Source organism: Salinicoccus albus DSM 19776, assembly GCF_000385175.1.
Taxonomy (GTDB): Bacteria; Bacillota; Bacilli; order Staphylococcales; family Salinicoccaceae; genus Salinicoccus; species Salinicoccus albus.
Genome location: NZ_ARQJ01000026.1, coordinates 1 through 24,637 on the forward strand (window position 1 = coordinate 1; position 24,637 = coordinate 24,637).

Annotated in this window: 26 protein-coding genes, 3 tRNA genes, 1 rRNA gene and 1 riboswitch; of the genes, 3 read left to right on the plus strand and 27 right to left on the minus strand. The window is 43.6% G+C overall.

Features of this window, described 5'->3' with window-relative positions; genetic code table 11:
- From G343_RS0105935 to G343_RS0105950, 4 genes are all read right to left on the minus strand, one after another.
- Positions 1-161 (minus strand): 16S ribosomal RNA (locus G343_RS0105935); the annotation flags it as partial.
- Positions 162-298: 137 nt separating this feature from the next.
- Positions 299-372, minus strand: a tRNA-Gly gene (locus G343_RS0105940).
- Positions 373-423: 51 nt separating this feature from the next.
- Positions 424-508: transfer RNA gene (locus tag G343_RS0105945), tRNA-Leu, on the minus strand.
- Between the two features lie 126 nt (positions 509-634).
- A tRNA-Glu gene (locus G343_RS0105950) sits at positions 635-706 on the minus strand.
- Between the two features lie 301 nt (positions 707-1,007).
- On the opposite strand from G343_RS0105950, the gene G343_RS0105955 reads away from it, so the two are divergent.
- Positions 1,008-2,513 (plus strand): catalase, encoded by a 1,506-nt coding sequence (locus G343_RS0105955; RefSeq protein WP_020007207.1) that lies wholly within the window; start codon positions 1,008-1,010, stop codon positions 2,511-2,513.
- Between the two features lie 79 nt (positions 2,514-2,592).
- Here the strand turns inward: G343_RS0105955 and G343_RS0105960 are convergent, their stop codons facing one another.
- The 16 genes from G343_RS0105960 to G343_RS0106035 all read right to left on the minus strand — a co-directional run bounded on the left by G343_RS0105960 (position 2,593) and on the right by G343_RS0106035 (position 16,374).
- Complete coding sequence (locus G343_RS0105960) at positions 2,593-3,048, minus strand: S-ribosylhomocysteine lyase (protein WP_020007208.1); 456 nt, start codon at positions 3,046-3,048, stop codon at positions 2,593-2,595.
- 74 nt (positions 3,049-3,122) lie between these two features.
- Entirely contained in the window at positions 3,123-5,261 is a 2,139-nt protein-coding gene (locus G343_RS0105965; RefSeq protein ID WP_020007209.1) for a Tex family protein, read from the minus strand.
- Between the two features lie 87 nt (positions 5,262-5,348).
- Positions 5,349-6,125, minus strand: a complete 777-nt coding sequence (gene sigB, locus G343_RS0105970) for an RNA polymerase sigma factor SigB (protein WP_020007210.1) — start codon at positions 6,123-6,125, stop codon at positions 5,349-5,351.
- Positions 6,100-6,576 (minus strand): anti-sigma B factor RsbW, encoded by a 477-nt coding sequence (rsbW, locus tag G343_RS0105975; protein WP_020007211.1) that lies wholly within the window; start codon positions 6,574-6,576, stop codon positions 6,100-6,102. Before rsbW ends, sigB begins: the two co-directional genes overlap by 26 nt.
- 1 nt (position 6,577) lies before the next feature.
- The gene (locus G343_RS0105980) at positions 6,578-6,898 is read right to left on the minus strand and encodes an anti-sigma factor antagonist (protein WP_020007212.1); all 321 of its coding nucleotides are present in this window, start codon (positions 6,896-6,898) and stop codon (positions 6,578-6,580) included.
- Positions 6,899-6,969: 71 nt separating this feature from the next.
- Positions 6,970-7,986, minus strand: a complete 1,017-nt coding sequence (locus G343_RS0105985) for a SpoIIE family protein phosphatase (protein ID WP_026366294.1) — start codon at positions 7,984-7,986, stop codon at positions 6,970-6,972.
- 51 nt (positions 7,987-8,037) lie between these two features.
- Complete coding sequence (locus G343_RS0105990; RefSeq protein ID WP_020007214.1) at positions 8,038-8,418, minus strand: type II toxin-antitoxin system PemK/MazF family toxin; 381 nt, start codon at positions 8,416-8,418, stop codon at positions 8,038-8,040.
- A complete protein-coding gene (locus G343_RS15565) occupies positions 8,419-8,583 on the minus strand; it encodes a hypothetical protein (RefSeq protein WP_020007215.1) in 165 nt (54 codons plus the stop codon).
- Positions 8,584-8,651: 68 nt separating this feature from the next.
- Complete coding sequence (gene alr, locus G343_RS0106000) at positions 8,652-9,803, minus strand: alanine racemase (RefSeq protein WP_020007216.1); 1,152 nt, start codon at positions 9,801-9,803, stop codon at positions 8,652-8,654.
- A 12-nt stretch (positions 9,804-9,815) separates the two neighbouring features.
- Complete coding sequence (gene acpS / locus G343_RS0106005) at positions 9,816-10,166, minus strand: holo-ACP synthase (protein ID WP_020007217.1); 351 nt, start codon at positions 10,164-10,166, stop codon at positions 9,816-9,818.
- Entirely contained in the window at positions 10,163-10,636 is a 474-nt protein-coding gene (locus G343_RS0106010; protein ID WP_020007218.1) for a PH domain-containing protein, read from the minus strand. Before G343_RS0106010 ends, acpS begins: the two co-directional genes overlap by 4 nt.
- Positions 10,608-12,122: a PH domain-containing protein gene (locus G343_RS0106015; protein ID WP_020007219.1), complete on the minus strand. Its 1,515-nt coding sequence runs from the start codon at positions 12,120-12,122 to the stop codon at positions 10,608-10,610. The genes G343_RS0106010 and G343_RS0106015 overlap by 29 nt, the downstream gene beginning before the upstream one ends.
- Positions 12,115-12,579, minus strand: a complete 465-nt coding sequence (locus tag G343_RS0106020; RefSeq protein ID WP_020007220.1) for a PH domain-containing protein — start codon at positions 12,577-12,579, stop codon at positions 12,115-12,117. The genes G343_RS0106015 and G343_RS0106020 overlap by 8 nt, the downstream gene beginning before the upstream one ends.
- 154 nt (positions 12,580-12,733) lie before the next feature.
- Positions 12,734-14,242 (minus strand): degradosome RNA helicase CshA, encoded by a 1,509-nt coding sequence (gene cshA / locus G343_RS0106025; protein ID WP_020007221.1) that lies wholly within the window; start codon positions 14,240-14,242, stop codon positions 12,734-12,736.
- Positions 14,243-14,315: 73 nt separating this feature from the next.
- The gene (locus G343_RS0106030) at positions 14,316-15,020 is read right to left on the minus strand and encodes an alpha/beta hydrolase (protein ID WP_342662103.1); all 705 of its coding nucleotides are present in this window, start codon (positions 15,018-15,020) and stop codon (positions 14,316-14,318) included.
- Positions 15,013-16,374: a UDP-N-acetylmuramoyl-tripeptide--D-alanyl-D-alanine ligase gene (locus tag G343_RS0106035; protein ID WP_020007223.1), complete on the minus strand. Its 1,362-nt coding sequence runs from the start codon at positions 16,372-16,374 to the stop codon at positions 15,013-15,015. The genes G343_RS0106030 and G343_RS0106035 overlap by 8 nt, the downstream gene beginning before the upstream one ends.
- Before the next feature lie 193 nt (positions 16,375-16,567).
- On the opposite strand from G343_RS0106035, the gene G343_RS0106040 reads away from it, so the two are divergent.
- Positions 16,568-17,767, plus strand: coding sequence for an FtsW/RodA/SpoVE family cell cycle protein (locus G343_RS0106040; RefSeq protein ID WP_020007224.1), 1,200 nt, complete (start codon positions 16,568-16,570; stop codon positions 17,765-17,767).
- A gap of 35 nt (positions 17,768-17,802) precedes the next feature.
- Here the strand turns inward: G343_RS0106040 and G343_RS15570 are convergent, their stop codons facing one another.
- The gene (locus G343_RS15570; protein WP_020007225.1) at positions 17,803-17,952 is read right to left on the minus strand and encodes an Lmo0850 family protein; all 150 of its coding nucleotides are present in this window, start codon (positions 17,950-17,952) and stop codon (positions 17,803-17,805) included.
- A 137-nt stretch (positions 17,953-18,089) separates the two neighbouring features.
- Here G343_RS15570 and cls point away from each other — a divergent pair, with 137 nt between their 5' ends.
- Positions 18,090-19,595, plus strand: coding sequence for a cardiolipin synthase (gene cls, locus G343_RS0106050; RefSeq protein WP_020007226.1), 1,506 nt, complete (start codon positions 18,090-18,092; stop codon positions 19,593-19,595).
- A gap of 58 nt (positions 19,596-19,653) precedes the next feature.
- On the opposite strand, the gene yidC is transcribed toward cls, so the two are convergent.
- The 6 genes from yidC to G343_RS0106080 form a co-directional block, all read right to left on the minus strand.
- The gene (gene yidC, locus G343_RS0106055) at positions 19,654-20,523 is read right to left on the minus strand and encodes a membrane protein insertase YidC (RefSeq protein ID WP_020007227.1); all 870 of its coding nucleotides are present in this window, start codon (positions 20,521-20,523) and stop codon (positions 19,654-19,656) included.
- A 105-nt stretch (positions 20,524-20,628) separates the two neighbouring features.
- Positions 20,629-21,246, minus strand: coding sequence for a thiamine phosphate synthase (gene thiE / locus G343_RS0106060; protein WP_020007228.1), 618 nt, complete (start codon positions 21,244-21,246; stop codon positions 20,629-20,631).
- Positions 21,246-22,031: a hydroxyethylthiazole kinase gene (gene thiM, locus G343_RS0106065; protein WP_020007229.1), complete on the minus strand. Its 786-nt coding sequence runs from the start codon at positions 22,029-22,031 to the stop codon at positions 21,246-21,248. Before thiM ends, thiE begins: the two co-directional genes overlap by 1 nt.
- Before the next feature lie 2 nt (positions 22,032-22,033).
- Positions 22,034-22,828, minus strand: coding sequence for a bifunctional hydroxymethylpyrimidine kinase/phosphomethylpyrimidine kinase (thiD, locus tag G343_RS0106070; RefSeq protein ID WP_020007230.1), 795 nt, complete (start codon positions 22,826-22,828; stop codon positions 22,034-22,036).
- Positions 22,829-23,500 carry a thiaminase II gene (tenA, locus tag G343_RS0106075; RefSeq protein WP_020007231.1) on the minus strand — a complete coding sequence of 224 codons (672 nt, stop codon included), beginning with the start codon at positions 23,498-23,500 and terminating at the stop codon, positions 22,829-22,831. It lies immediately after the preceding gene.
- A gap of 79 nt (positions 23,501-23,579) precedes the next feature.
- A riboswitch (TPP riboswitch) is annotated at positions 23,580-23,677 on the minus strand.
- A 115-nt stretch (positions 23,678-23,792) separates the two neighbouring features.
- Entirely contained in the window at positions 23,793-24,605 is an 813-nt protein-coding gene (locus G343_RS0106080) for a transglycosylase family protein (protein WP_020007232.1), read from the minus strand.
- Between the last annotated feature and the right edge of the window lie 32 nt (positions 24,606-24,637).

The following is a 24,637-nucleotide window of genomic DNA, read 5'->3' on the forward strand; positions in this document are numbered from 1 at the left end:
TTCCCGTGGTTATCCCGGTCTGCGGGGCAGGTTGCCTACGTGTTACTCACCCGTCCGCCACTCGACCGCCGGGGTGCAAGCACCCCGGGGCCGCGTGCGACTTGCATGTATTAGGCACGCCGCCAGCGTTCATCCTGAGCCAGGATCAAACTCTCCATGATTGGAAAGCTTATCTTAAGCTCGATTGCGTTTCTATTGTCCGCCTCAATTTCGGGATGATTCCTCATCCCGTTTCTTCGGAATTAACGTTGACATATTGTCATTCAGTTTTCAATGTTCTCTGTCTTAGTGAAAAATATGGAGCGGGTGATGGGAATCGAACCCACGACATCAGCTTGGAAGGCTGGGGTTATACCATTTAACTACACCCGCATGTTATCATTAAAATTAAGATGAGCCACTTTGTAAAAAGTGAAGTATTGATGCGGTTGAGAGGACTTGAACCTCCACGGGATTAACTCCCACTAGGCCCTCAACCTAGCGCGTCTGCCGATTCCGCCACAACCGCATGTATTAATTTTTGAGTACATCGCCTTTTTTGGCGACAAATATTATTCTACAACTTACGGCATTCAATGTCAACAATTATATTAAGTTCTTTTTAATATTGTAAAGTTAATATTAATGGAATAAGTGACCCGTACGGGATTCGAACCCGTGTTACCGCCGTGAAAGGGCGGTGTCTTAACCACTTGACCAACGGGCCATTGAATTGACAACGATATTTATGATAAACGTATATGGAGGCAAAGTCAATATCTTTTTACTGAATTACCTATTAAAATACTGGATTTTATGAGCATAAAGCTACTTTAACTGAAAAACTTCCTATATAATGCCTTATAAAATTTTAAATACATCATATATTAATTGTGTGTGAATCTCAATGATAAAATGTGGCAAATTATTGATCTTATGTTTTATTTGCAGTATTTCTATTGTTTTTTAAATTAAATGTGTTAATATTTATTTAGAATCATTCTAAATTATTAATTGGAGGGGCACTAATGACAAACGATAAAAATGATAACCGTTTGACTACGCTTTTTGGCAATCCAGTTGGCGATCGTGAAAACTCTGCAACTGCAGGTCCGCGCGGCCCAATGGTAATGCAGGATCCATATTTCCTGGACATGATGGCGCACTTCGACCGCGAGGTAATACCGGAACGCCGCATGCATGCTAAAGGATCAGGTGCTTTTGGCACCTTTACAGTAACACATGATATCACTAAATATACAAAAGCAAAAATCTTCAGTGAAGTCGGTAAGCAGACTGAAATGTTCGCCCGATTCTCAACAGTCGCCGGTGAACGCGGCGCAGCAGATGCTGACCGTGACATTCGCGGATTTGCGCTCAAATTCTATACAGAAGAAGGAAACTGGGACCTGGTTGGCAACAACACACCTGTCTTCTTCTTCCGTGACCCTAAACTTTTCCCAAGTTTGAATCACGTCATTAAACGCGACCCTAAAACGAACATGAAAAACAACGAAAGCAACTGGGATTTCTGGACGAATCTGCCGGAAGCGCTGCACCAGGTGACAATCATTATGACTGACCGCGGCATTCCGAAAGGTTTCAGAAACATGCATGGATTCGGTTCCCATACTTACAGCATGATTAATGAAGATAATGAACGCGTATGGGTTAAATTCCATTTCCGCACTCAGCAGGGGATCGATAATTATACAGATCCTGAAGCTGAACAAGTCATTGGTACAGACCGGGAGTCTTCCCAGCGCGATCTGTTCAATAACATTGAAGAAGGTAACTTCCCTAAATGGAAGCTTTATATTCAGGTGATGACTGAAGAACAGGCTAAAGAGCATCCAGACAATCCATTTGACCTGACCAAGGTTTGGCCTAAGGGTGATTATCCATTGATTCCGGTCGGCGAATTCGAGCTTAACCGCAACCCTGAAAACTACTTCGCAGATGTGGAACAGGCTGCATTCGCTCCAACGAATATCATTCCCGGCATTGGTTTCTCACCGGACAAAATGCTGCAGGGACGCATTTTCTCCTATGGAGATACTCAGAGATACCGTCTGGGTGTAAACCATCATCAAATTCCGGTAAACCAGCCTAAAGGAGCAGAAAATGTATGCCCATTCAGCCGTGATGGTCAAATGAGAACTGACGGCAACATGGGTGCCCATACAAACTACTATCCAAACAGCTATGGCGCGCACAACTCGCAGGAACATGCAAAACAGCCGTCCATGGAAATGGAAATGTCTACAATTTACGAGCACAACTTCCGTGACGATGATGACAACTATTATGAACAGCCAGGCAAACTCTTCAGACTGCAATCTGATGAAGAGAAAGAGCGCCTGTTCGGTAACACAGCACGTGCAATGGAAGGTACGACTGAAAGAACACAGCACCGTCATATCAGAAACTGCTACAAAGCAGATCCTGCATACGGTGAAGGTGTAGCCAAAGCACTTGGTGTAGATATCAGTGATGTTGACCTGGAAAATGACGATTTCTTCCACAACATGTAATCGATGGTTGACACCATAATGAAAACGGCACTCGGGGGATTTTGACCCCGGATGCCGTTTTTTTATATTTCAATTTAAACTATACAAACACAGTACTCCAGCTGCCCCATTTCTCCAGCATATCATTCGCAATTGCCTTTGCACCGTCAAGACTGTGGCTTGCAGCCCGTCCGCACTGCACTTCATTACAGGCCGGGACTTCAACTGCTTCTGTGACATCGTTTAATGTTTTCTCAACTAACACGGTTACATTATCATAATCATTCAATAGTGACAGATAGAACCCTGTCTGACAGCCCATCGGACTTAAATCCACCACTTTATCGTGATGATTTCTGACATTTTCAGCCATCAGATGTTCCAATGAGTGCAGCCCCGGCATTTCCATATGCGTTTTGTTCGGCTGGCAGAATCTTATATCATATTTATAGATGACGTCGCCATGCTCACCTTCGCTTTTACCCGCAAGCCTGATATACGGCGCATCCACTTTTGTATGATCGAGATTAAAGCTCTCTACGTTCATCTTCGGCATATAAACGCTCCTTTCTTTTTAATTCATACATTTATAGTATATAAATGTACAACGTTTCTAAGTAATTCGGAACACTAGCTTTTCGTGGACAGGGAAATTCTGCCTTTATCCACATCCGCATCCAGCACCGTAACTTCCACAATATCCCCGACACTTACAACTTCCATCGGATGTTTGATGAACCGTTTTGTCAGCTTTGAAATATGCACAAGACCGTCCTGTTTCACGCCAATATCCACGAATGCGCCAAAGTCTGTGACATTGCGTACAGTACCCGAAAGCTGCATCCCCGGTTTCAAATCTTCCATGGAAAGTACATCGCTCTTAAGCAGCGGTGTTTCAAAGTCATCTCTGATATCCCGGGCCGGTGCTTTGAGCGCCTGTACAATATCTTCAAGTGTCGGCAACCCGATATCCAGCTGTTCTGCCATATCTGTCAGTTTAATATCGTCTAACGCCTCAACCATTTCTGGTGAACCGATTTCTGATTTTGACAGATCCATCTCTTGGATTAATTTCCAGGCAGAATCATAGTTTTCCGGATGGATCGGCGTCTGGTCCAGGGGTTCCACACCTTCAGGAATTCTAAGGAAACCGATGCACTGCTCATACGTTTTGGCTCCGAGCCTGGGGACTTTATTAATATCATCCCTGGTTTTAAAGCCGTTGTTCTCCTTACGGTATCTAACGATATTCTTACTGATCGTTGGGGACAATCCCGCGACATGTTCAAGTAATGTATGGGAGGCTGTGTTCACATTCACACCGACCTTATTCACGGTTGTTTCTACGACAAAATCCAGTGTTTCAGCCAGAAACTTCTGGTTCACGTCATGCTGGTATTGGCCGACACCGATTGATTTCGGATCGATTTTGACGAATTCACTGAGCGGGTCCTGGACTCTTCGGGCAATGGAGACAGCACTTCTCTCCTCCACATTAAAGTCCGGAAATTCTTCTCTTGCCACTTCGGACGCGGAGTATACACTTGCCCCCGCTTCATTGACGATGATGAACTGTATGTCGAGGTGACGCTCTTTTACCAGTTCACTGACAAACAGCTCAGTTTCACGGGAAGCCGTACCATTTCCAATGGCAATCAGTGATACATCATATTTTTCGATGGTGTCGAGAACAGCATTTTTCGCATCTTCAATTTTCTTTTGCGGCGGATGCGGGTAGATAACACCTTTATCGATAAACTGTCCGGAATGATCAATGACCGCCATCTTGCACCCTGTCCTGAATGCAGGGTCCAGCCCTAATATCACACGTCCTTTAAGCGGCGGCTGAAGCAGCAGTTTTCTCAAATTTTCAGCAAAAATATCCACCGCATGCTGCTCCCCTGCCGTGGTCAGTTCATTTCTCACTTCCCTTTCAATGGAAGGCATGACCAGTCTCTTCAGACCATCCTCTATAGCAGTTTCTATATATGTTTTTGTTCCTGAATTGTATTTAAGCTCCTGTTTAGCGATATAGCGTTTCAGCCGTTCCAGATCATAGTCAAATTTCACATTAAGTACGCCGAGTTTCTCACCGCGATTTACAGCCAGCACCCTGTGCGGAACAATTTTACGAACCGGCTCAGCATAATCATAATACATCTCGAAAACACCTGTCTCGTCCTCAGCGTTTTTCTTCTTATTCGTTGCGATATCTGCAGTCTCCTTAATGACTTTCAAGATGTAGGAGCGGTATTTAGGTTCATCTGAGATTTTCTCAGCTATGATATCCACAGCGCCTTTAATGGCTGCTTCAGCTGTTGCCACTTCCTCATTGATATATTCTGAAGCTGCGCCTTCTACATCCATTGGCTGCTGTTCAAGTATCCGATTTGCCAGTGTTTCTAAACCTTTTCTTTTCGCTTCAGTGGCTCTTGTTTTCTTCTTCTGTTTAAACGGCCGGTATAAATCTTCGACCCTGTTCAGTACAGTCTGTTTCATTATGTTATTTTTCAAATCTTCAGTCAGCAGATCCTGCGCATCAATCAGGCGGAGCACCTCTTCTTTACGCTTCTCCAGATTTTCAAGATAGGTGAAACGGTCCGATATCTCTTTAATTTCTTCTTCATCCATACCGCCGGTCATTTCTTTCCGATATCTTGCGATGAACGGCACCGTATTTTTATCCTCAAGGAGTTCCAATACATTTTTAATATGTTTTTCCGATTTTCCTGTTGTCGTCTTTAATTCTTTGACCAATCCCATATTCATACTATCTCTCCCATTCTTGTTGCACTTTAAAACGATATATTCATTATAACACTAAAAAACCCGTCCAATCGGACGGGATACAGCCGCTCATTCATCCTTGCTCACTGCCTCGCGCAATTTGTTAATCGCGGTCCGCTGAAGCCTGGAAACATGCATTTGAGAGAGACCCACATGTTCTCCGGTCTCCTTCTGACTTAATCCTTCCATAAACGTATGCTGGATAATCTCACGTTCACGGTCTGAAAGTATAGGCAGCACATTTTCCAGTATCAGCCGTTTCTCAGATAAGTCATAGTTACCATCCGACTGCCCCATTACATCAAGCAGAGTAACTGTTGAACCATCTTTATCCGCTTCTATCGAATGATCTACGCTCAGTGCATTATAGCTCTGCCCCATCTCCATCGCTTCAAGCACATCCTCCTCAGTAACATTGAGATGCTCAGCGATTTCATTGATCTTCGGCGATCTTTCTAATCTGTTTGTCAGCTCATCATTGGCATTTTTGATTTTGGGACCAATTTCTTTTATCCTTCTCGGAACATGGACACTCCATGTTTTGTCTCTGAGATACCGCTTAATCTCACCGACAACAGTCGGTACAAGGAACGCCTCGAATCTGCGATCATAAGAGACATCAAACCTTTTTATCGCCCCGAGCAGTCCTACCATGCCTACTTGGACTAAATCCTCATGATGGCTTTTACCCTTGGAATATTTGTAAGCAAGAGATTCAATCAGCTTCTGATAGTGTTCAACGAGCTTTGTCTGGGCCTCCTGATCTTCTTTCTCCTGATGGCTGCGTATCAGTGCATTAATATCTTCAGCTGTAAGGCTTCTATCGGTTGACGATTGTTTCTCCATTCGAATGCACCTGACTTTCATTAATAAACTTCGTCATGCTGATCGTGACACCAGGGTCCTTTTTAAGATAGACTTCATCCATTAATGTTTCAATCAAGAAGAGTCCCAAACCTCCTTCTTTCAAATAATTGACATTGTCGTCTTCAGTATATGGGCCAAGTTCCTTCCTCACATCTTCGTAGTTAAAACTCTGCCCGTGATCTGCCACAATAATTTCCACTTTATCTTCGTAAACAGCAAAGCCGACCAGAACATCACCGGTCGTTTCTTCGCCATATGCATGTTTAACTGCATTGGTGACTGCTTCCGACACCGCAATTTTGGAATCTTCTATCTGATCGTATGTTGCTCCGGCTCTTGAGAGGACACCGGACAATGTCAAACGGATCAACCCGACATATTCTGCACTGGAAGGAAACTTCATCTCTATATAATCATACTGCACAGTCATTCTATTCAACCTCCGACTTCTCGTTAATATGCATCAAATCACGGAGCCCTGTAATCTCAAATAACCTGAGTATCCTGCTTGAGACTCCGGTGACATGTAATTCACGATCATGCTGGTTGAGTTCTTTGAGTGTGCCGACAAAGATGCCGAGACCCGTAGAATCCACATAACTGACATTCGTCAGGTCAATTTTCACATCATGACTGCCGTTCTGTCTGATTGGATCAAGCACCTTTTGTAATTCCGGTGCGGTATATACATCTAATTCTCCATCGAGAATGATTAAATATTCCTGTTCCTTTTCCATTGTATCGATATTCATACAGACTACACTCCCATTTAGATAAATACATAGAACTTTAACTTTTTACCCTACAGTTCACCCATTCAAACTTAATTCTCCGGCTTTTTATTATTTTTTAATATGAACAATGTCAGATCATCCTTCTTTTTTGGATTTTGCGTACGAATCAGAGATTCATAAATATATTGGACGATATCCTGGGGATGGTAATCCCTGACTTCCCGGACCATATCCTTCACTTCTTCAAAATTGATAAATGTATCATCATGTCTTCTAAGCTCTGTGACACCGTCTGTAAACACGATGATCATATCTTTATTCCCGATTTCAATTTCTTTCTGCTCATATCGGGTGTGTTTTTTTACACCGAGCACAATACCTTTGGCATCTATCTCTTCAAATTCATCGGTTTCATAACGGTAAAGGAGTCCGGGTTCGTGTCCGGCTGAAGAATAATACAGCAGGTTCGTGTTATGGTCATACAAACCATAAAACATTGTCACAAACATATTCTGGTTGACGTTCTTCTCCACAACTCTGTTCAGTTTCTTCAAACTGTCACTTGGCAGCTGGGAATAACCGTAGGAATCCATGCCGAACTTGATCATGCTCATCGCGAGCGCTGCAGGAATCCCTTTTCCGATCACGTCAGCAACAGCAAAACTCAACATGCCATCGTTATGATCAATGATGTTGAAGTAATCTCCGCTGACTTTTCCTGCAGGTACACTGATTGCGCCAATTTCCATCGTTTCAAAAGTTGGAATTACCGTCTTCAGCATCTCTTCCTGCAGGCTGGAAGCAACATTCATCTCATTATCATGAATCTTTAATTTATTCATCATGGATTTATAATCCCTGTATGTAAAGCCGAAGGAAATGGTCACTTCATGCAGTATATCCAGAGACTTTTTTACCATAGCGCCGTCTTCAATATGCATATCATTCAGAAGATCGATATGAAGTGATACAATTTCTTCCGGCGAAGTATCCATCTCAATGACTTCTTCGCTGAATGTATGGCACTGTTCAAACGCCTGATCTTCATCATTGCCATACAAGTACAATTGAAGAATATCCCTGTACTTGTTCACTAATTCATCTATATCTGTCAATTAAACCACCTCATACGGAAAAAGACTTTTGCATGCAAAAGTCTATCTCGAATTAGATTCGGATTCAGAATTTTTGGATTTGGCAGGCGTAAGTTCCAAACTAATCTGCAATGCTTTATCCACTTCCTTCATCTTATCATCATTTAAATATGTAAGCTTCTCTTTAAGCCTTTTTTTATCCACTGTCCTAATCTGTTCAAGAAGTATTACTGAGTCCTTGTCCAGGTTATATATATCTTTGGAAATTTCTACGTGTGTCGGAATCTTTGCCTTGTCGATTCTACCGGTAACAGCGGCAACTATCACAGTCGGACTGTGATAGTTGCCCACATTATTCTGAATAATGACCACAGGACGGTTCCCCCCCTGTTCTGATCCCTGCACCGGTGATAGATCCGCAAGATATACTTCTCCTCTTTTCATCTATTCACCATCTTTACTGTAAACGAGAAACTCTTCATTGCACTGCCAGGCTTCACATTCCGCCTCATCACACTCATTTGCAATTGATAGATTAATCTCGCTCATTTCAATATATCCATGTTCAAGAGAAAGCTCGCTGCTGCCAAAAAAAACTGAATTACTCATTGCCAGACCACTCCTCAGTAACATTAAACTAATGCCAATGGTAACATGCGGAAAATATCATTACTAGTTTATTTTAACACTTCATTATTCACATGCCCATTGCCTGCGGCGTGGTAAACACGCGGCACCCGGCGGGAAATCCGCACCAGTGATTCATAGCTGATTGTACCGGCATATTCGCTGTAAGCTTCCATCGACTGGCTGGAGTACGTGTCATTGCTTATGATGATCACCTTATCACCGACAGCAGTATCATCCGGTACTGAAATCATACACGAATCCATGCATATTTTACCAGCAATCAGGCATTCAGTGCCATCTTCAAGTTTTACTCTATACCCTGTCATACTCCGCGAAAGCCCATCCGCGTAACCAATCGGCAGGGTAGCTATCTTTTCATCCTGTACCGCCTCGTATTCCAGCCCGTAACTTAAGCCTTCCCCTTCATTCAGAACGTGCATATCCATCACTTTCGTAGAAAGTTTAACAGAAGGTTTCAATTCGACTCTGGAAATATCTTTAATGAACGGTGAAGTGTAATAACCGTACAGTGAAATACCGACTCTGAGCGCATCGCAATAATCATCAACCACTCGGAGAGCGCCCGGAGAGTTCTGTATATGCACATATTCCGGGCGCCTCACCTTGCCTGTGATCTCTTTAAACTTACTATACTCTCGGTCATTCACCGCTGAATCTACGTCAGCAGAGCTGAAATGACTGAAAATACCTTCATAGATGAATCTGTCAAATGACTCAATCTCTTCGATCATGCGGCTGATCTCATCTGTATCGGATGTGCCGAGACGATTCATCCCTGAGTTCACCTTAATATGTACCCAGACTTCTTTATCATATTTCTCTTTGACGTGTGATTTAGCTGAGGTTATCCACTCAAGATTTGGTGCCGTTACCGCAATCCGGTGCTGGATTGCCTTGTTGATATCCTCCGGCCGGATGACCCCCATAACGAGAATCTTCTCCCTGATACCATGCATTCTGAGTTCAATTGCTTCATCCAGTGTTGCCACAGCAAAAAATTCGACGCCAATTTCAGACATATATTCTGCAACAGTGACACTGCCCAGGCCATAGGCATTCGCTTTGATCACTGCAATGAATGTTTTAGCCGGATGCAGGTACTGTATTGCTTTGTAGTTGTGCTGAAGAGCTTCAAGATCTACATCCACTTTTGTGTGCCTGTAATATTTTTCCGACACTTGACACGCCTCCTACTCATCTTCAATAATCACCGTTGCCACCGCATATTCTTCTGCATGAGAGATGGAAACATGGACTCGTCTGTCATCTTTGATGAATGGTTTGCCGGCCGCATCATTCAAACAGACGATGTCTTTGAATGATGCGGCACTGCCAATTCCTGTACCCAGAGCTTTACTATAAGCCTCTTTCACAGCAAATCTGCCGCTCAGATATTCCAATCTGCGCTTTTCAGCATTTAACTTGTGATAATATTCCATCTCTTCGGGTGCCAATATTCTTTCAGACAGCCGGCTGTTCTTGCTTTCAATATTCCTGATTCTGTTAACTTCTATAATATCAGTACCCAGTCCCAGTATCATAACTCACGCCTCGAATGCTCATTAATCAATGTTCGTATATCATTTCTGATGCGGTCCGCTTCATCTTTTTCCAATTCAGGAATTTGAATACGCTCTGCCGATGTCCTCAGCGAAACACTTTTCAGCCCATATCTTTTCATTAAAGGGCCGACATTCGTATCGATATTCTGCACTCTATATAACGGGACCTGATTCTGCGCCTTGATCAGAATGCCCTGATGGATTTTAATCTCATCTGCAAGCACCTCATAGCGAAAATACTTATACTTCAATTTCGGCATCAACCATACGAATATCACCATATGTATGACGAAAATGACAAACAGTATCAGAGAGATCCACCATGGCAGGAAGTCCCATACCCATTGGGATAGGATGAATGCTGCAGCTGCCGCCAGCAACATGACAGCGGCGGTGATTGCCTCAGAAATCCGCCAGACTTTAATCGCTTTCGGTGATATCTTCTCCATTTGCCTGCCCCCTTTCGGACCAATGCCAGATGGCATCCACATCTTTCCGATCGATAAATTTCAACGTTGCCCGGGAACCGGCAAGACCCCCGGCTGTAACGAGTGTAATGACACCCAGATAAGCCCGTTTCAGGAATGGATTATATCTCCATTCCGTCTCTATGAGCTTCTCATGCTTAATCACATAATGGGATCTTTTAAAGAAGCCAGCAGACATCATATTTATTTCATCATCTTCAATAGAGTACCCCGTATTGCGGGCTGAATATATACCGGAGGCAAAAATCAGCAATAATAATGCCAGTCCGATCATCCAGGCGAACCCGAGCCAGAAGTACTGGACGGCAGCAGTGGCGACAATCACGAGTGCAGCCATTATTTGAAAATATCTCCGGTATCCCCTGACAGGCACTGTCTTTTCTGGAATGACCACATTATAATTTGGAAATATTTCTTTTATGAATTCATAAAGTCTGTCCTTTTTAATGAACGGGAGCAATGCGACTGTGCCGTCTACTTCTCCCTGCTCAAATGAGTCGCTCGTTATTGTTACATTCAGTGAGTAGTAGCCGATCATCCGTCTGAGCAGGGAATCCTGGATGATCACATTCTGGACTCTGTTGATATTGACACTTTTCTGTTTTTTCTCAAGCAGCCCGTGCTCGATGATCAGGTCCTCCGTCCGCTTCTCAAGAGAATACTTATAATATTTTACATACAGGATCAATACCCCGATCAGATAGCCCGCTGCCACAAAGACTACGATTGACAATATGATGCCGAATACTGCATTTCTCACAGCACCTTCAAAGTATTCAAAGTAGTTTTCAATCAAGAAATTCGCACCGATCAGATTCAAAAAACCAAAAACAATAGCAACAAAGGCCCCGAGTGCTCCGCTGGTCATACACATGAGTATCAATGACTTGTTATCCATACGATATAGCAGGTCACTTTGCTGAACCGGCTCTGTTTCTGCTTCTTCTCTCGGCCATTTGCTGTAATCACCAATTTCTACAGCAGTGTTCAAATTTTCCTTCTCATCATAAATGATCGATTGTATCGTTTCAGCCTGGGATTTCTTTATCGTATCAATTTTAATCCCTTCACCGGGAGTCAACACCTCCAGTCTGACCGCTCCGAATATTCTATGGAAAACCGGCTCATTGAAGTCTACAGATTGTATTCTGTTAATATCCAGTTCTTTTTCTCTTTTGGTGATTACGCCATCCTTATATGTGAACTTCCCGTCGTCTATCCAAAAGCGCGTGAGATATTTATTCAGAAAATCAAACCCCCCGATCAATATGAAGGCGAATATCAGAACACCGAGGGAAATCAGGATATACATGAATGAAATATCCCCGGAAAATAATTCATCTCTTGAATTGATGGCAATGATGATCAGAGGGACCCATAGATTTTTGATACCGTTAGCAAGACTGCCAAGATAGGCAACTGGATGAAGCTTCTGCGGGCTATACATCTGTCAGTTCCCCTTTCACACGTTCTATAATATCACTTTTAAGCATCTGTGCCTCTTCTGTTTCAACCGGCGGCAGCATGAAAATGGTACTCGCTGTATTAACAGTTACATTTGCCAGTTTATACTTCCTGGAAATCGGACCGGTGGTCAGCTTCGCTCCCTGTATGCGTTTTATCGGAACCATCCGTGTTTTCACTGTAAAGAAGCCGGTCCGCACGATTAACAGATCCTCTTTCAACTCATATCTGGTCACCTTGTTATATATCGCCGGCTGAATCAGTGTCATGGCTATGAAATATAACAGCACCCACCCCAAAGCGACATAGTAAAACCAAGCCGGCCACTCAAAATACGCTGTCAGCCCGCTCAAAATGGCGGCAGCAGCTGCCCAGATCATGAGCGCCCAAAATTGTCTTGCTCTTAAGTACCGGATAACATTTTTATGTAAGGCCTTCATATGATCTCCCTCATTAAATTTGATTTTACAATTATAACTCTAAATTAAAAGTACTCATTGTTCAAACCCAATTAAGATATACTGGTAAAAATAAAAGCATCCGTATTTCAGTCATCACTGAAATCATGGATGCTTCCATTATAAACGATTTTACTTATTTAATGTGATCTTTGAAAGTGCGCCCGCCCTGGCTTTTTTTCTGGCCTTTCGGGTTCGGTTGTCCACCGCCCGGCTTATTGTCATGACGCTTGTTATTACGTCCGCCGCCGCGGTTATCGCGTCCTTTGCGGTACTGTTGTTTCTTACCGCCGGCATGTTTGCCGCGTCGACCGCCGCCCTTGCGCGTCAACGGTTTCTCAAATGACAGCTGGATGTTATCGTTTGACTTGCTGAACAGGAACTCATTCAGCAGTGCGGCCACTACATCTTCCGAAGTGTTCTGTTCCAGCAGACGTTTGGCGATTTCTCCAGTATGACTGTTGTCATTTTGAGAAATCCATTGCTCAATCTTTTCAAAGATTTCTGCCTCTCTCGCCTTAAACACTTCTTTCTTGTTTGGCGGTCTTAAAGCCGAGATCGTCTTTTTCTTCTCGTTCTCGATCATTCTGAGATAATCCATTTCAACAGGATTGACGAATGTTAACGCCATGCCTTCTTTGCCTGCACGGCCGGTACGGCCAATTCTGTGTGTATAGCTTTCAGCATCCTGGGGAATATCAAAGTTATATACATGGGAAACGCCTGATATGTCAAGCCCTCTGGCAGCAACATCCGTAGCCACAAGAATATCAAGTGCGTTGTTACGGAATTTTTTCAGCACTTCGAGCCGTTTAGACTGGGTGATGTCCCCATGAAGTCCTTCAGCACGATATCCCTTTGCTACCAGCGCACCTGTCAATTCGTCGACACGACGTTTTGTCCGGCCGAATACGATGGCAAGTTCGGGTTGGTGAGTATCCAGAAAATCTGTAAAAACATCGAGTTTCTCAAGTTCTTTAACGATCGTATAATACTCTTCGATCTGAGGTGAAGATGCGTCCTGACTCATTGTTTTGACAATCTCCGGATCTTTCATGAATTTGGTGACGAGTTCCTGGATTGCCGGCGGTATGGTCGCTGAGAACAGCAATGTATGCCTGTCATCTGCAGGAAGACCGGACATGATGAATTTGACATCATCGATGAATCCCATATTCATCATTTCATCTGCCTCATCCAATACCAGCGTCCTGATATTTTCGAGCTTCAGTGTTTTACGTTTGATATGGTCGATAATCCTTCCCGGTGTACCTACAATGATTTCCGGACGCCTTTTGAGGTCCTTGATCTGGCGTTCGATACTCATGCCGCCAAAAATTACGTTTACGCCAAGGCTTTTATACTTGGCGAATTTTTTGAGCTCTTCACTTACCTGAACTGAGAGCTCGCGTGTCGGCGTTAAAATCAGCACTTGTGTGCCCGCCTGCTTCTCTGTGTTTTCAATAATTGGGATACCGAACGCACCAGTTTTACCTGTGCCAGTCTGTGCCTGGCCTAGAATATCTTTCCTCTCAATTGCTTGAGGAATACTTTCCTCCTGAATAGGAGTTGGTGATTCAAATCCCATTTCTTCTAGTGATTTTAAGGTTTCATCACTAACACCCAATTGTTTAAAAAACTTCAAATTAGAGTCTCCTTTGACTTTGTTTCACATTTTCGTTACGCATAACTTCTCAATTCTAACACCTGGAGTGTCATTAAACAAGGAAAACTTTTTCATCATCGAAAAGGAAGCGTTCTGCGATGATGTTCAGTTCGAGCTGGGATTCCTCAGTATAAGCGAATAGATGCGGCGCCCCTTCGATAAGTTTCAGCTGTCCGCCCGGAATTTTCTCCGCGGCATCGATACTTGACTGATATGGGACCAAGAGGTCTATCGTGCCGTGCACAATCAATGTCTCTGAACTAATGTTCTCCAGTCCTCCCCGCTTCATTTCAACTATATTTTTAAATTCCTGAAACGCAGCAAGCGGAATATCCCTGATCCTTTTCCTGATCCGGCTATACATGTTCAGCTTCATATGTTCGCTGAAATGTCTGGGGGTCAGCTTAAGCCTGCTGAGCTGGCTCAGTTTTGTATGATCGAATGCAGGGGCTATCAGCAGCAGTTTTGCCACTTCACCCTGTTGTGAAAGGTGACTGGCAAACACACCGCCCATTGAAAAGCCGATGATATAGATTGTCTCCACTCTGCTTTTAAGTGCATGATAGGCATCTTCAGCTTCATTATACCAGTCATCTCCGCCCGAAGATTTCAAATCCAGGAGTGTGCCGTGACCGGGATAGACCGGGAACTCATAATCGAATTCATAACGGGATTTCAAATAGACAAACAACGGGTCCAGTTCATGTCTCCCGCCTGTATACCCGTGTAAGAATAAAATGCCTGTATTTTTAGATATATTCCATCACCCTTTCGACAGCCATTCCCCTCGATCCTTTCAATAAAACTACAGCGTCCTTTGTTAAATGCGGGGATAATGCTGCTGATAATGCTTCAATGGAATCAAAATGGCGCTTGGATATGACGTCTGAAACCTCATTGATCCTTTTGGCTTCATCGCCAATTGTGAGGAGCAGATCAATCGTCCGGGTCGAGTCATTGATGTATGCGCCGACGGACCGATGCAGTTCCTCCGAGTGTGAACCGAGTTCCAAAATATCTGCCAGCACCAGTATCTTATACCCGTAATCCATGCCCTCAATTGTTCTGATTGCACTTTTCATACTTGAAAGACTGGCATTATAGGCATCATTGATGATCAAAGCACCACTCTCATGCTGCAGCTGCTCCATGCGCATATCCGTCACTTTCAATTGGGCGAGATGTCCCTTGACTTCATCCATATCAAGGCCCGCCGCTTCAGCTGCGGCCAGCGCAAGTGTGGCGTTAGCCGCATTATGAGCCCCCAGCTGCGGAATGATGATTTCACCTTCAATGGGGGATATATTGAATACAGTACCGTCTTCAGTTTCTGCCACGCCGGTGATTTCCAAATCATTGGCTGCATCCATGCCCCCTGTTCGGACAGAATAGGACACTTCTTTGTCCACAATCCGCTCCAGCAGGGGATAATCCCGTGAATATATGAAGGTCCCGGTATCTTTCAAACCGTTGACTATTTCATATTTGGCCGCAGCAATATTCTCTCTTGAACCTAGTTTTTCTATATGTGACTCCCCGACGTTTGTAATGATGGCGACATCAGGCGTTGTCATTCTGCTGAGGAAATCGATATTACCTCTTGCATCCATTCCCAACTCTAAAATGGAAAACTCAGTATCACTGTCAATCTCTAAAATTGTCAACGGCAAACCGATTTCATTGTTGTAGTTGCCAATCGTCTTCTTCACATTGAAATACGGTGAAAGGAGGCATTCAACCATATCTTTAGTCGTTGTCTTACCATTTGAACCCGTAATTGCAATCACTGTCGGCGACACTTTTTCCAAATACAACCGGGCAATATCCTGCAACGCTCTCAGTCCGTCCTCGACATGGACCAGCGGCACTGTCTCACCCATGTGCATCTCGTGTTCACTCAGACTTAAAGCGGCCCCTTTTTCAAATGCGTCGCTGATAAATCTGTGCCCGTCCACATTTTCCCCCAGGAACGGGATAAAAAGATTTCCGGCACAAATCGTTCTCGTGTCTATGGACACCCCTTCGATCGAATGATCTTTTATCCTGGAGGCAGCCTGATTCAACCTCCCCCCTGAGATTTCAGCCACCTGTTCTATCGTTATTTCCAGCATGAATTGAATACCATTCCTTCTCAATAGTTTTTACAAAATTTTTATCACAGTTACATTATAGTACAGGATGATGCCAGTATCATCAATGAACTGTCAAAATTACATAACTGCAACAAATGGAATTTGATGATCAGACTATGATAATATTAAAAATCAGGATTAAAATAGTGTATAATTAAAGCATGATTTCAATATGGGTAAGGTGAAACATTTGGAGAATAAACAAGGATATAAAAGACAGAATACAAATATACTGGGCCGTATCGACTGGATTCTGTTACTGCTCGTCACAGTTCTCGGGGTCATCAGTGTCATTATGATACGCTCCGCAATGACCAGCGGACAATATAATACCGATTTCAGTATTCGTCAGATTATCTTTTACCTGTCCGGCTTCATCATAGTCTTTACAATTGCGTTTATCCCAATCAGGTGGATCAAACAACATATATGGTTGATATACGGCATTGGTGTCCTGTCACTCATGATTCTCTTCTTTGCCCCCGTTTCACCTGTCACACCAATCATCAACGGTGCAAAAAGCTGGTACCAATTTGGTTTTTTCAGCATTCAGCCTTCTGAGCTGGTCAAAATCGTCTACATATTGACCCTCGCCTATGTGGTCAGCCAGCATAACAGATACAAACTGACGAGTGACCTGACCGTGGACGTCAAACTGCTTATCAAGCTGTTTGCAGTCTCAGTCCTCCCCATGATCTTTATCCTGGTGCAGAATGATCTGGGTACAACGCTGGTAATGATTGCCATACTGCTTGGTATAATTGTGGTTTCAGGCATCAGCTGGTGGATTATTCTGCCAACCTTCGGAGTGATCGCAACACTTGGCGGCGCCCTGATCCTCGGAATACTCTACCGTCCGGAGCTGGTCGAAAGGTATCTGGGTATCCACCCCTATCAATTTGAACGTATCTACTCCTGGTTGCAGCCTGAAGAATACGTGAGCGAGGGCGGGTATCAGCTCAGCAACTCATTAAGAGCGATCGGCTCCGGCGGTATGGATGGCAAAGGGTTCGGTGATGGCATCATTTACATTCCGGAAAACCACACCGACTTTATATTTACCATTATCGGCGAAGAATTCGGTTTTATCGGTTCCACATTTGTCATCGTTATCCTATTTTTACTGATGCTGCATCTATTCAGAATTGCAGCAACTGTAAATGACAGTTTTTCATCATACTTTATCGTTGGCTACCTGTCACTGCTCGTTTTCCACATATTCCAAAATATCGGCATGACAGTGCAGCTTCTCCCGATTACGGGTATCCCCCTCCCTTTCATCAGTTACGGCGGCAGCGGACTGTGGGCGAACATGATAGCAGTCGGCATCATCATGAGCATATATTTCCACGAATACCGAAAACAGACATAAAATTAACCGCAACTGCAATCAGTTGCGGTTAATCATTAAGTGTTCTGTTCTTTCAATCGCAGCTTCTCTTTCCGTGCGATGCGATTCATCATGTCGAATCTAGATCTCGAAACCTGCACTTTGACCCCGAGTTCATTTAGCATCGTGACAACCTGTCTCACTTTAGAATTGTCTTTCTTATGCATAATGACACTCCTTCATTTACATCTTGATTCCATTTTACCCTTTTTTGCACCATATTTCTATGATTTTTAAAAATTAATTATTACAATATTTTAAATATCTTATAATTTATAATAGAATAGTTAAAGAGGTGGATTTCATGGAAGCGTTCCTGATGGAATATGTATTTAATTCTAGAACATTGAGCATTGTAACCATCATCATCATCCTTATAAATTTTTTACTCGCTGTCAGTCTTATATTCCTTGAACATCGGACTGCACAAAGCGTTTGGGCATGGGTTCTGGTCCTATTTTTCATCCCTGTTTTTGGGTTTTTCATATACATGCTCTTCGGCAGAACCATCTATAACCAGAAGATATTTACCATCCAGGAAGAAGACAAAGTCGGACTCGAACACCTTGTAAGTGAGCAGCTTGATGCGCTTAAGAGTGAAGAGCTGGATTTTTCAAGCGCAGTAGCTGAAAAGCACAGGAAACTGATACACATGCTGCTCTATAATAACCAATCCTTTTTAACTGTCAATAATTCCGTTCAGACATTCACTAACGGCCGTGATAAATTTGATCACCTGCTTGAAGACATACGAAACGCCAAAGACCATATCCATTTCCAGTACTATATATTCCGGATGGACACAATTGGCAAGGAACTTTATAACGCTATGCTTCAAAAACAGAAAGAGGGCATTTCAGTAAAAATACTATACGATGATATGGGCTCAAGAGGATTAAGCTTGCGTAATTTCAGAAAAATCAGGGAATTAGGCGGCCTTGTGGAAGCATTCTTCCCCAGCAAGCTGCCGTTGATCAACCCTCGTATCAACAACCGGAACCACCGTAAAATCGTCGTGATTGATGGTGTCGTGGGATATGTGGGCGGCTTCAATGTCGGAGATGAGTATGTCGGTTTTGATAAGCATAAGGGCCAATGGCAGAAAGCCCGGCTGCCTCACCGGCGCGATACGCATTTAAGGATAGAGGGCGATGCTGTCAAACCACTTCAGCTCAGATTCATGCTTGACTGGAACTCGCACAGTACACGCGGCAACATGGTCAGAGACGAGCGCTACTTCCCGGCTGTCGAATCCCATGGAAATATACCGATGCAGATTGCTTCCAGCGGGCCTGATGAAGAATGGCAGCAAGTCAAATACGGATATTTAAAGATGATCTATAATGCCAAAGAATCCATCTATATCCAGACACCGTACTTCATCCCCGACCAATCTGTGCTCGAAGCGATAAGAATTGCCATCCTCAGCGATATCAAGGTGCATTTGATGATACCCGACCATCCCGACCACCCATTCGTGTATTGGGCTACATATTCCAATGCCGGTGCACTTGTGGACATGGGTGCAGATGTCTATATATATGAAAATGGATTCCTCCATGCAAAGGTCATGATGATAGATGACGAGTTGCTCAGCCTTGGTACAACCAATATTGATGTAAGAAGTTTTTCCCTGAACTTCGAAGTCAACACCTTCATTTATGATGAAAAAGAGGCTGTTCAGCAGCGCCATATGTTTGAGCATGACATGAAATACTCCACTCTGCTTACAAAAGATAAATATAAAGCAAGAAGCAGGTGGATTAAACTGAAGGAAGGTTTTTCAAATCTGATTTCCCCAATTTTATAATATTTGCAGATCAGCATGATAAAAGTCCTCCAAAATTTTGGAGGACTTTTATCATGCATTACTTTTTCTTTTTGCGTTTTTTCTTGGGCATCACTTTAGCGTTTTTAATCCGTTTTTCTTTCTCAGCTTTTTCCTTTTCATGTGCTTCGATAATCGGAGCCATCTCTTCGGCCACTTTTCTTTTGTAGAACATGTTACCTGCCCATGTCTGGAATATCAGGAACAGACCACCGACTGCCCAGTAAAGCGGAAGTGCTGCTGGTGATATGATTGAAATCCAGATGATCATGATCGGAGAAATATACATGAACAGCTGCATCTGTTTACGCTGTTCTTCAGAGACAAACTTCATGGAGACCCATGCCTGGCCCGCATAAACGAGACCTGCAATTGCTACCATGAAATAATCGGTTTCTGTCAGATTCATCCAAAGGAATTCAGGGTATTCAGTAATACCGCCTTCTGACGGGAACCTGAGTGCAAAGTAAAGCGCCATGACGATAGGCATTTGAATAACGATCGGGAGACAGCCCATATTCAGCGGGTTGATCCCGTGTTTCTTATAAAGCCCCATCATCTCCTGCTGTGCTTCCATCTTCTCTTCCTGAGTAGTAGCGACTTTTACTTTTTTCTGAATTTCTTCCATTTCCGGCTTAACGATCTTCATCTTTTCGCGCATCATCATCTGGTTTTTATATGTACGCATCATGAATGGAAAGATGGCAAGACGGACAATCAGGGTAATTAGAATAATTGCCAGACCATAGTTATTATTTAGGTTGTCACCTAACCAATGCAGCACCGTATCCATCGGTTGTACAAGCGTATTAAAGAAAAAACCATCTCTATTTTCTTCCTGGGAATAATCACAGCCTGCAAGTACGAGTACGAGACCGATCATAATGGGGAAGAGCCATTTTTTACTCATTTCTTCACCTCAAAAATTATCTCACATAACTGAAATTGTAACATAAACAAAGAGGTAAAAAAAATAATTTTATTAGTACCGCTGATATTTTTTATCCATCATTCACTAAAAGAACAAATTCACTGCCTGCTTTACATCACTGGCGCCAGCAATTGCTGAAACCACCGATACCCCGTCTGCTCCTGATTCAAGACAGATTGTATAATTGTCATGCGTGATGCCGCCCACTGCCACCATCGGCAGGTCTCCAATTCTTTCCCTCATGGCCACAAGCCCTTGTGCACCTATGACATCACCGGCATCATCTTTAGAGGATGTACTGAACACCGGACCGGTACCGATGTAATCTGCTTTTTGAATACTGCTTTGATCAAACTCCCGCTCATTACCGACGGACAACCCGACTATTTTATCATCAAAATAAGAGGTCAAAGTTGTTATATCCTGGTCATTCTGACCGAGGTGCACACCATCTGCGCCGATTTTCTCAGCAAGCCCGGCATCATCGTTTATGATGAAAGGCACGTGATATTCAGTACACAGCTGTTTTATTTCAGAGGCAAAGGCGGATAAATCATCGCCCGAAAGGCCGCCGGGCCCTTTCTCCCTCAGCTGGAACATCGTCACACCGCCTGCCAGCGCTTCTTCAATGACATTCAGCGGCTTCCCCTCAACATTTTCCGTACCGCATATGAAGTACAGTCTGAGAAGGCTTTTGTCCATTAAAGCACCTCCACTTTTTTATCGGAGAGAATATCATTTTCGTTTAGGTACAGCTGATCGATGAGATTGGCCGGAAACGTGCCCGGCGCGGGTATTCTTGTGCTTTCCACTGCCGCTTCTGCACACAGATTATAGAAGCTCACTGCATCTACAACTGATTGTGAATTAAACGGCTGTTCTATCCCAATGAATGCTGCAGCCATAGCACCAGCCAGACAGCCGGATCCGGTGATTTTTCCCTGCAGTCCGTGACCGTCAGTCATGACAGCCTTTCTGTCCCCGGTTACCAGGGCATCCCTTTCGCCTGTAACAAGCACGGGCACTTGGAATTTGTCATAGACGGCTTCAGCAATCTCAAGTGTGTCCGTCTTCTCACTGGAATCAACACCCTTCAGCTCACTCTCGGCACCCGAGAGGGCGAGCATTTCTCCAGCATTCCCTTTGATAAGATCGATTCTGTAGGTGTCGAGAAAGGTGTCTGTAAGGGTGCTTCGGAATTTTGAAGCGCCGTATCCTACTGGGTCAAAGACGACCGGAACACCATTTCTGTTGGCTTCACTTATCATTTTTGACATCAAATCCTTCTTCATTTCATCTGCAGTACCGATATTGATCAATAAACCTGACGCCGCTTTCATCAGATCCTCAGCTTCTGACTTCTCCCCGCTCATGATTGGTGATGCGCCAACAGCAAGCATGCCATTCGCCGTAAAATTTTTGACGACATCGTTTGTTACACATACAACAAGCGGATTGGTTTCTCTTAAGTGTTTGATACGATTCATCATCATTCTCCTTTAAAACTGAAATGATTGACCGGACCGCGTCCTTTACCGATGCCCGGGCTGTTATTTATGGCAGAAGTAATATAATTTTTTGCTGTTCTGAAACCTTGCTCCAACGTCCTGCCTTTCGCCATCTCAGCGGTAATGACAGCTGAGAAGGTACATCCTGTCCCATGGGTCTGATCCGTTTGCACTCGTGACTCACTTAAAACGAGTTCATTGTCCCGTGTAAATAGATAGTCTGCTGCATCTCCATCCAGGTGCCCCCCTTTGATGATGACACTCCGGCAGCCGATTTCTTCAATAAAAATTTTTGCTGCTCTTTTCACATCAGATTCATCATGAATTTTCATTTCGGAAATTTCTTCAGCTTCATGCACATTCGGCGTTACATTTACGGCTGAAGGCAAAAGATGATTCCGCAGATAATCAAGCGATTTGGAATTGGCAAGAGAAGCACCGCTCGTCGCGATCATCACCGGATCGATGACAAAAGGTATGTCGTGATTCTTCACCACATCTCCGAGCACTTCCATCATTTCCGTTGTTGCAACCATGCCGCTTTTCATAGCGTGAGGCGCTTCATCATTAAAAATACTGAACAGCTGTTTTTCCAAAAATTCTGCAGGTATGTGAAATACATCATCCACCCCCATTGTATTCTGTGCGGTCAAAGAAGTCACTGCTGCCATACCAAAGACGCCGCGCGAATGAAATGCCTTACTATCTGCAAGAACCCCCGCCCCGCCGGTAGGATCAGTACCGGCAACGGTAAGGGCAATCCTTAAATCATGCATTTATTTGAGCCTCCACTTTTCTTTTTTTGCCGCCATGCGGAAAAACCTTTGTTCATGTTCTGTACTTTCCAGGAAATTATTCCTGATTTGCTCCCTGTCTCCCCCGCTCAATGAAGCAGCTTCTTTATCTATGATACTGAACAGCCCATCGATCGACGGATCTATATCATTGTGATAAAACTCGAACCATCCTTTAAAAGGATGGTCATTGGAAAAATTATTTCGCCCTATTGCCATTTCTGCGATCTTTTTATATACGTATGGGCATGGTGCCATCGCACTGAGTGTGAACACCGGATTACTCTTTGTAAATGCATTGTAATACAGATGTTTTATATAATGATCCGCAGATGGAAACCATGAACCACCCGCAATGATCTCTTCATATTTTTCATCCGCATAACCGGCAAGCACCGCATGGGCTTCACTCTCACCTCCCAGTGAGAATTCTTTCTGTGAAAGTAAAAATTCAGCGATCGGTTTGGATTCAGTCTGCTTAATCAGCATTGCGTACAAATTAGAAAATTCTTTTAGGTAAAGTGCGTCAGCCTGCAGATAATGAACAATGGCATTTTTATCGACAGTACCATGGATCAGCCCCTGAATGAAATCACCATTATATATTTCCTCAATCATTGGCTGGACTTTATCAGTAAGTTCTTCCGTAAGCATATTGTCTCCCATCTTCTATAAATGATAAAAACCCATCTCCGGAATGCGTGGAAATGGGTTTAGTATAAAAGACATCAATCGCCTGACCAAACCACTTTCCTACGCTGGTATTATCCAGATCAGGTCAAAGGGATCAGCCCGTGGCTGTCTCAGCAAATTGCACCCCTAGCGGTAGAAATATTCACTTAATAGTCATAATATTAGAGTACTTATGATTTGTCAAACACTGTAAAAGACGCCAGGTGAAAACACCTGGCGTCTAAATTTTTCGTATTCATTTAATTTTACTGTATTAAAGGTTTGAACCACATACAGGCCAAGGCTGAGCACCTCTGTCTTGATAAAGCATTTGAGCCCTTTGAGTCTGTTCAGCTGCAGATGCGTCAGACGGTACCCCGCTTCCGCCTACAGACTGCCACGTCTGTACATCAAACTGATAAAGTCCGTGGTAAAGTCCGTTTGAGCTGACAACATTAGGGTCCCCGCTGGATTCACATTGAGCCAGTGCGCCCCAGTTTTGACCGCTGTCATTACTTGAAGTTGATACATTTTCAGTTTGAGGCTGCTCTGTGTTCTGTTCAGGTGCAACTGGCTGAGCATCTTCAGATTGCTGCTGTTGAACTTGTTGTTCTGTTTGCTGCTGCTCCTGAGCTGCTGTTTCTCTGGCTTCATTTTCCTGAACCTGTGCTGCTTCAACTGCCGGCACCTGCTCTGCATTGCCTCCAGTTACTGCAATTGTTTTACCTGGGAAAATGAGGTCTGACGAAAGGTTGTTCCATTCTTTAAGTTCTGAAACTGAGACATTAAATTCAGCTGCAATTTCAAATAGTGTATCGCCAGGCTGGATTTCATAATTTCCGTCTTGAGAACTTTCTTTCTCTGAGCTTTCTTCGCCATTGATTTCTAGAACTTGTCCTGGAACAATGATATTTGAATCAAGATTGTTGTTTGATTTAATTGCATCTGCAGTAGTATTATTGGCATGAGCCAGCTCTGAAATCGTATCGCCTTTTTCTACTGTATGATCTTCTGCTGAAGCTTCCGCAGTATAGGCTAAAGTGGATGACACAGCTAGTGCTGTACCGATGGATAATACTTTTTTCATTATTGTTTTCCTCCCGTTTACCTCTTAATATT

Coding starts and splice junctions, on each gene's coding strand:
- G343_RS0105965 (WP_020007209.1), bottom strand. CDS start 5,261: ATGAATATGGGATTGGTCAAAGAATTAAAGACGACAACAGGAAAATCG.
- G343_RS0105955 (WP_020007207.1), top strand. CDS start 1,008: ATGACAAACGATAAAAATGATAACCGTTTGACTACGCTTTTTGGCAAT.
- G343_RS0106080 (WP_020007232.1), bottom strand. CDS start 24,605: ATGAAAAAAGTATTATCCATCGGTACAGCACTAGCTGTGTCATCCACT.
- sigB (WP_020007210.1), bottom strand. CDS start 6,125: ATGGAGAAACAATCGTCAACCGATAGAAGCCTTACAGCTGAAGATATT.
- rsbW (WP_020007211.1), bottom strand. CDS start 6,576: ATGACTGTGCAGTATGATTATATAGAGATGAAGTTTCCTTCCAGTGCA.
- G343_RS15565 (WP_020007215.1), bottom strand. CDS start 8,583: ATGAGTAATTCAGTTTTTTTTGGCAGCAGCGAGCTTTCTCTTGAACAT.
- thiD (WP_020007230.1), bottom strand. CDS start 22,828: ATGCATGATTTAAGGATTGCCCTTACCGTTGCCGGTACTGATCCTACC.
- G343_RS0105990 (WP_020007214.1), bottom strand. CDS start 8,418: ATGAAAAGAGGAGAAGTATATCTTGCGGATCTATCACCGGTGCAGGGA.
- G343_RS0106015 (WP_020007219.1), bottom strand. CDS start 12,122: ATGTATAGCCCGCAGAAGCTTCATCCAGTTGCCTATCTTGGCAGTCTT.
- G343_RS15570 (WP_020007225.1), bottom strand. CDS start 17,952: ATGCATAAGAAAGACAATTCTAAAGTGAGACAGGTTGTCACGATGCTA.
- thiE (WP_020007228.1), bottom strand. CDS start 21,246: ATGGACAAAAGCCTTCTCAGACTGTACTTCATATGCGGTACGGAAAAT.
- cls (WP_020007226.1), top strand. CDS start 18,090: ATGGAAGCGTTCCTGATGGAATATGTATTTAATTCTAGAACATTGAGC.
- acpS (WP_020007217.1), bottom strand. CDS start 10,166: ATGATACTGGGACTGGGTACTGATATTATAGAAGTTAACAGAATCAGG.
- thiM (WP_020007229.1), bottom strand. CDS start 22,031: ATGAATCGTATCAAACACTTAAGAGAAACCAATCCGCTTGTTGTATGT.
- G343_RS0105980 (WP_020007212.1), bottom strand. CDS start 6,898: ATGAATATCGATACAATGGAAAAGGAACAGGAATATTTAATCATTCTC.
- G343_RS0106035 (WP_020007223.1), bottom strand. CDS start 16,374: ATGCTGGAAATAACGATAGAACAGGTGGCTGAAATCTCAGGGGGGAGG.
- G343_RS0106040 (WP_020007224.1), top strand. CDS start 16,568: ATGGGTAAGGTGAAACATTTGGAGAATAAACAAGGATATAAAAGACAG.
- G343_RS0106020 (WP_020007220.1), bottom strand. CDS start 12,579: ATGAAGGCCTTACATAAAAATGTTATCCGGTACTTAAGAGCAAGACAA.
- tenA (WP_020007231.1), bottom strand. CDS start 23,500: ATGCTTACGGAAGAACTTACTGATAAAGTCCAGCCAATGATTGAGGAA.
- yidC (WP_020007227.1), bottom strand. CDS start 20,523: ATGAGTAAAAAATGGCTCTTCCCCATTATGATCGGTCTCGTACTCGTA.
- G343_RS0106010 (WP_020007218.1), bottom strand. CDS start 10,636: ATGGAGAAGATATCACCGAAAGCGATTAAAGTCTGGCGGATTTCTGAG.
- G343_RS0105960 (WP_020007208.1), bottom strand. CDS start 3,048: ATGCCGAAGATGAACGTAGAGAGCTTTAATCTCGATCATACAAAAGTG.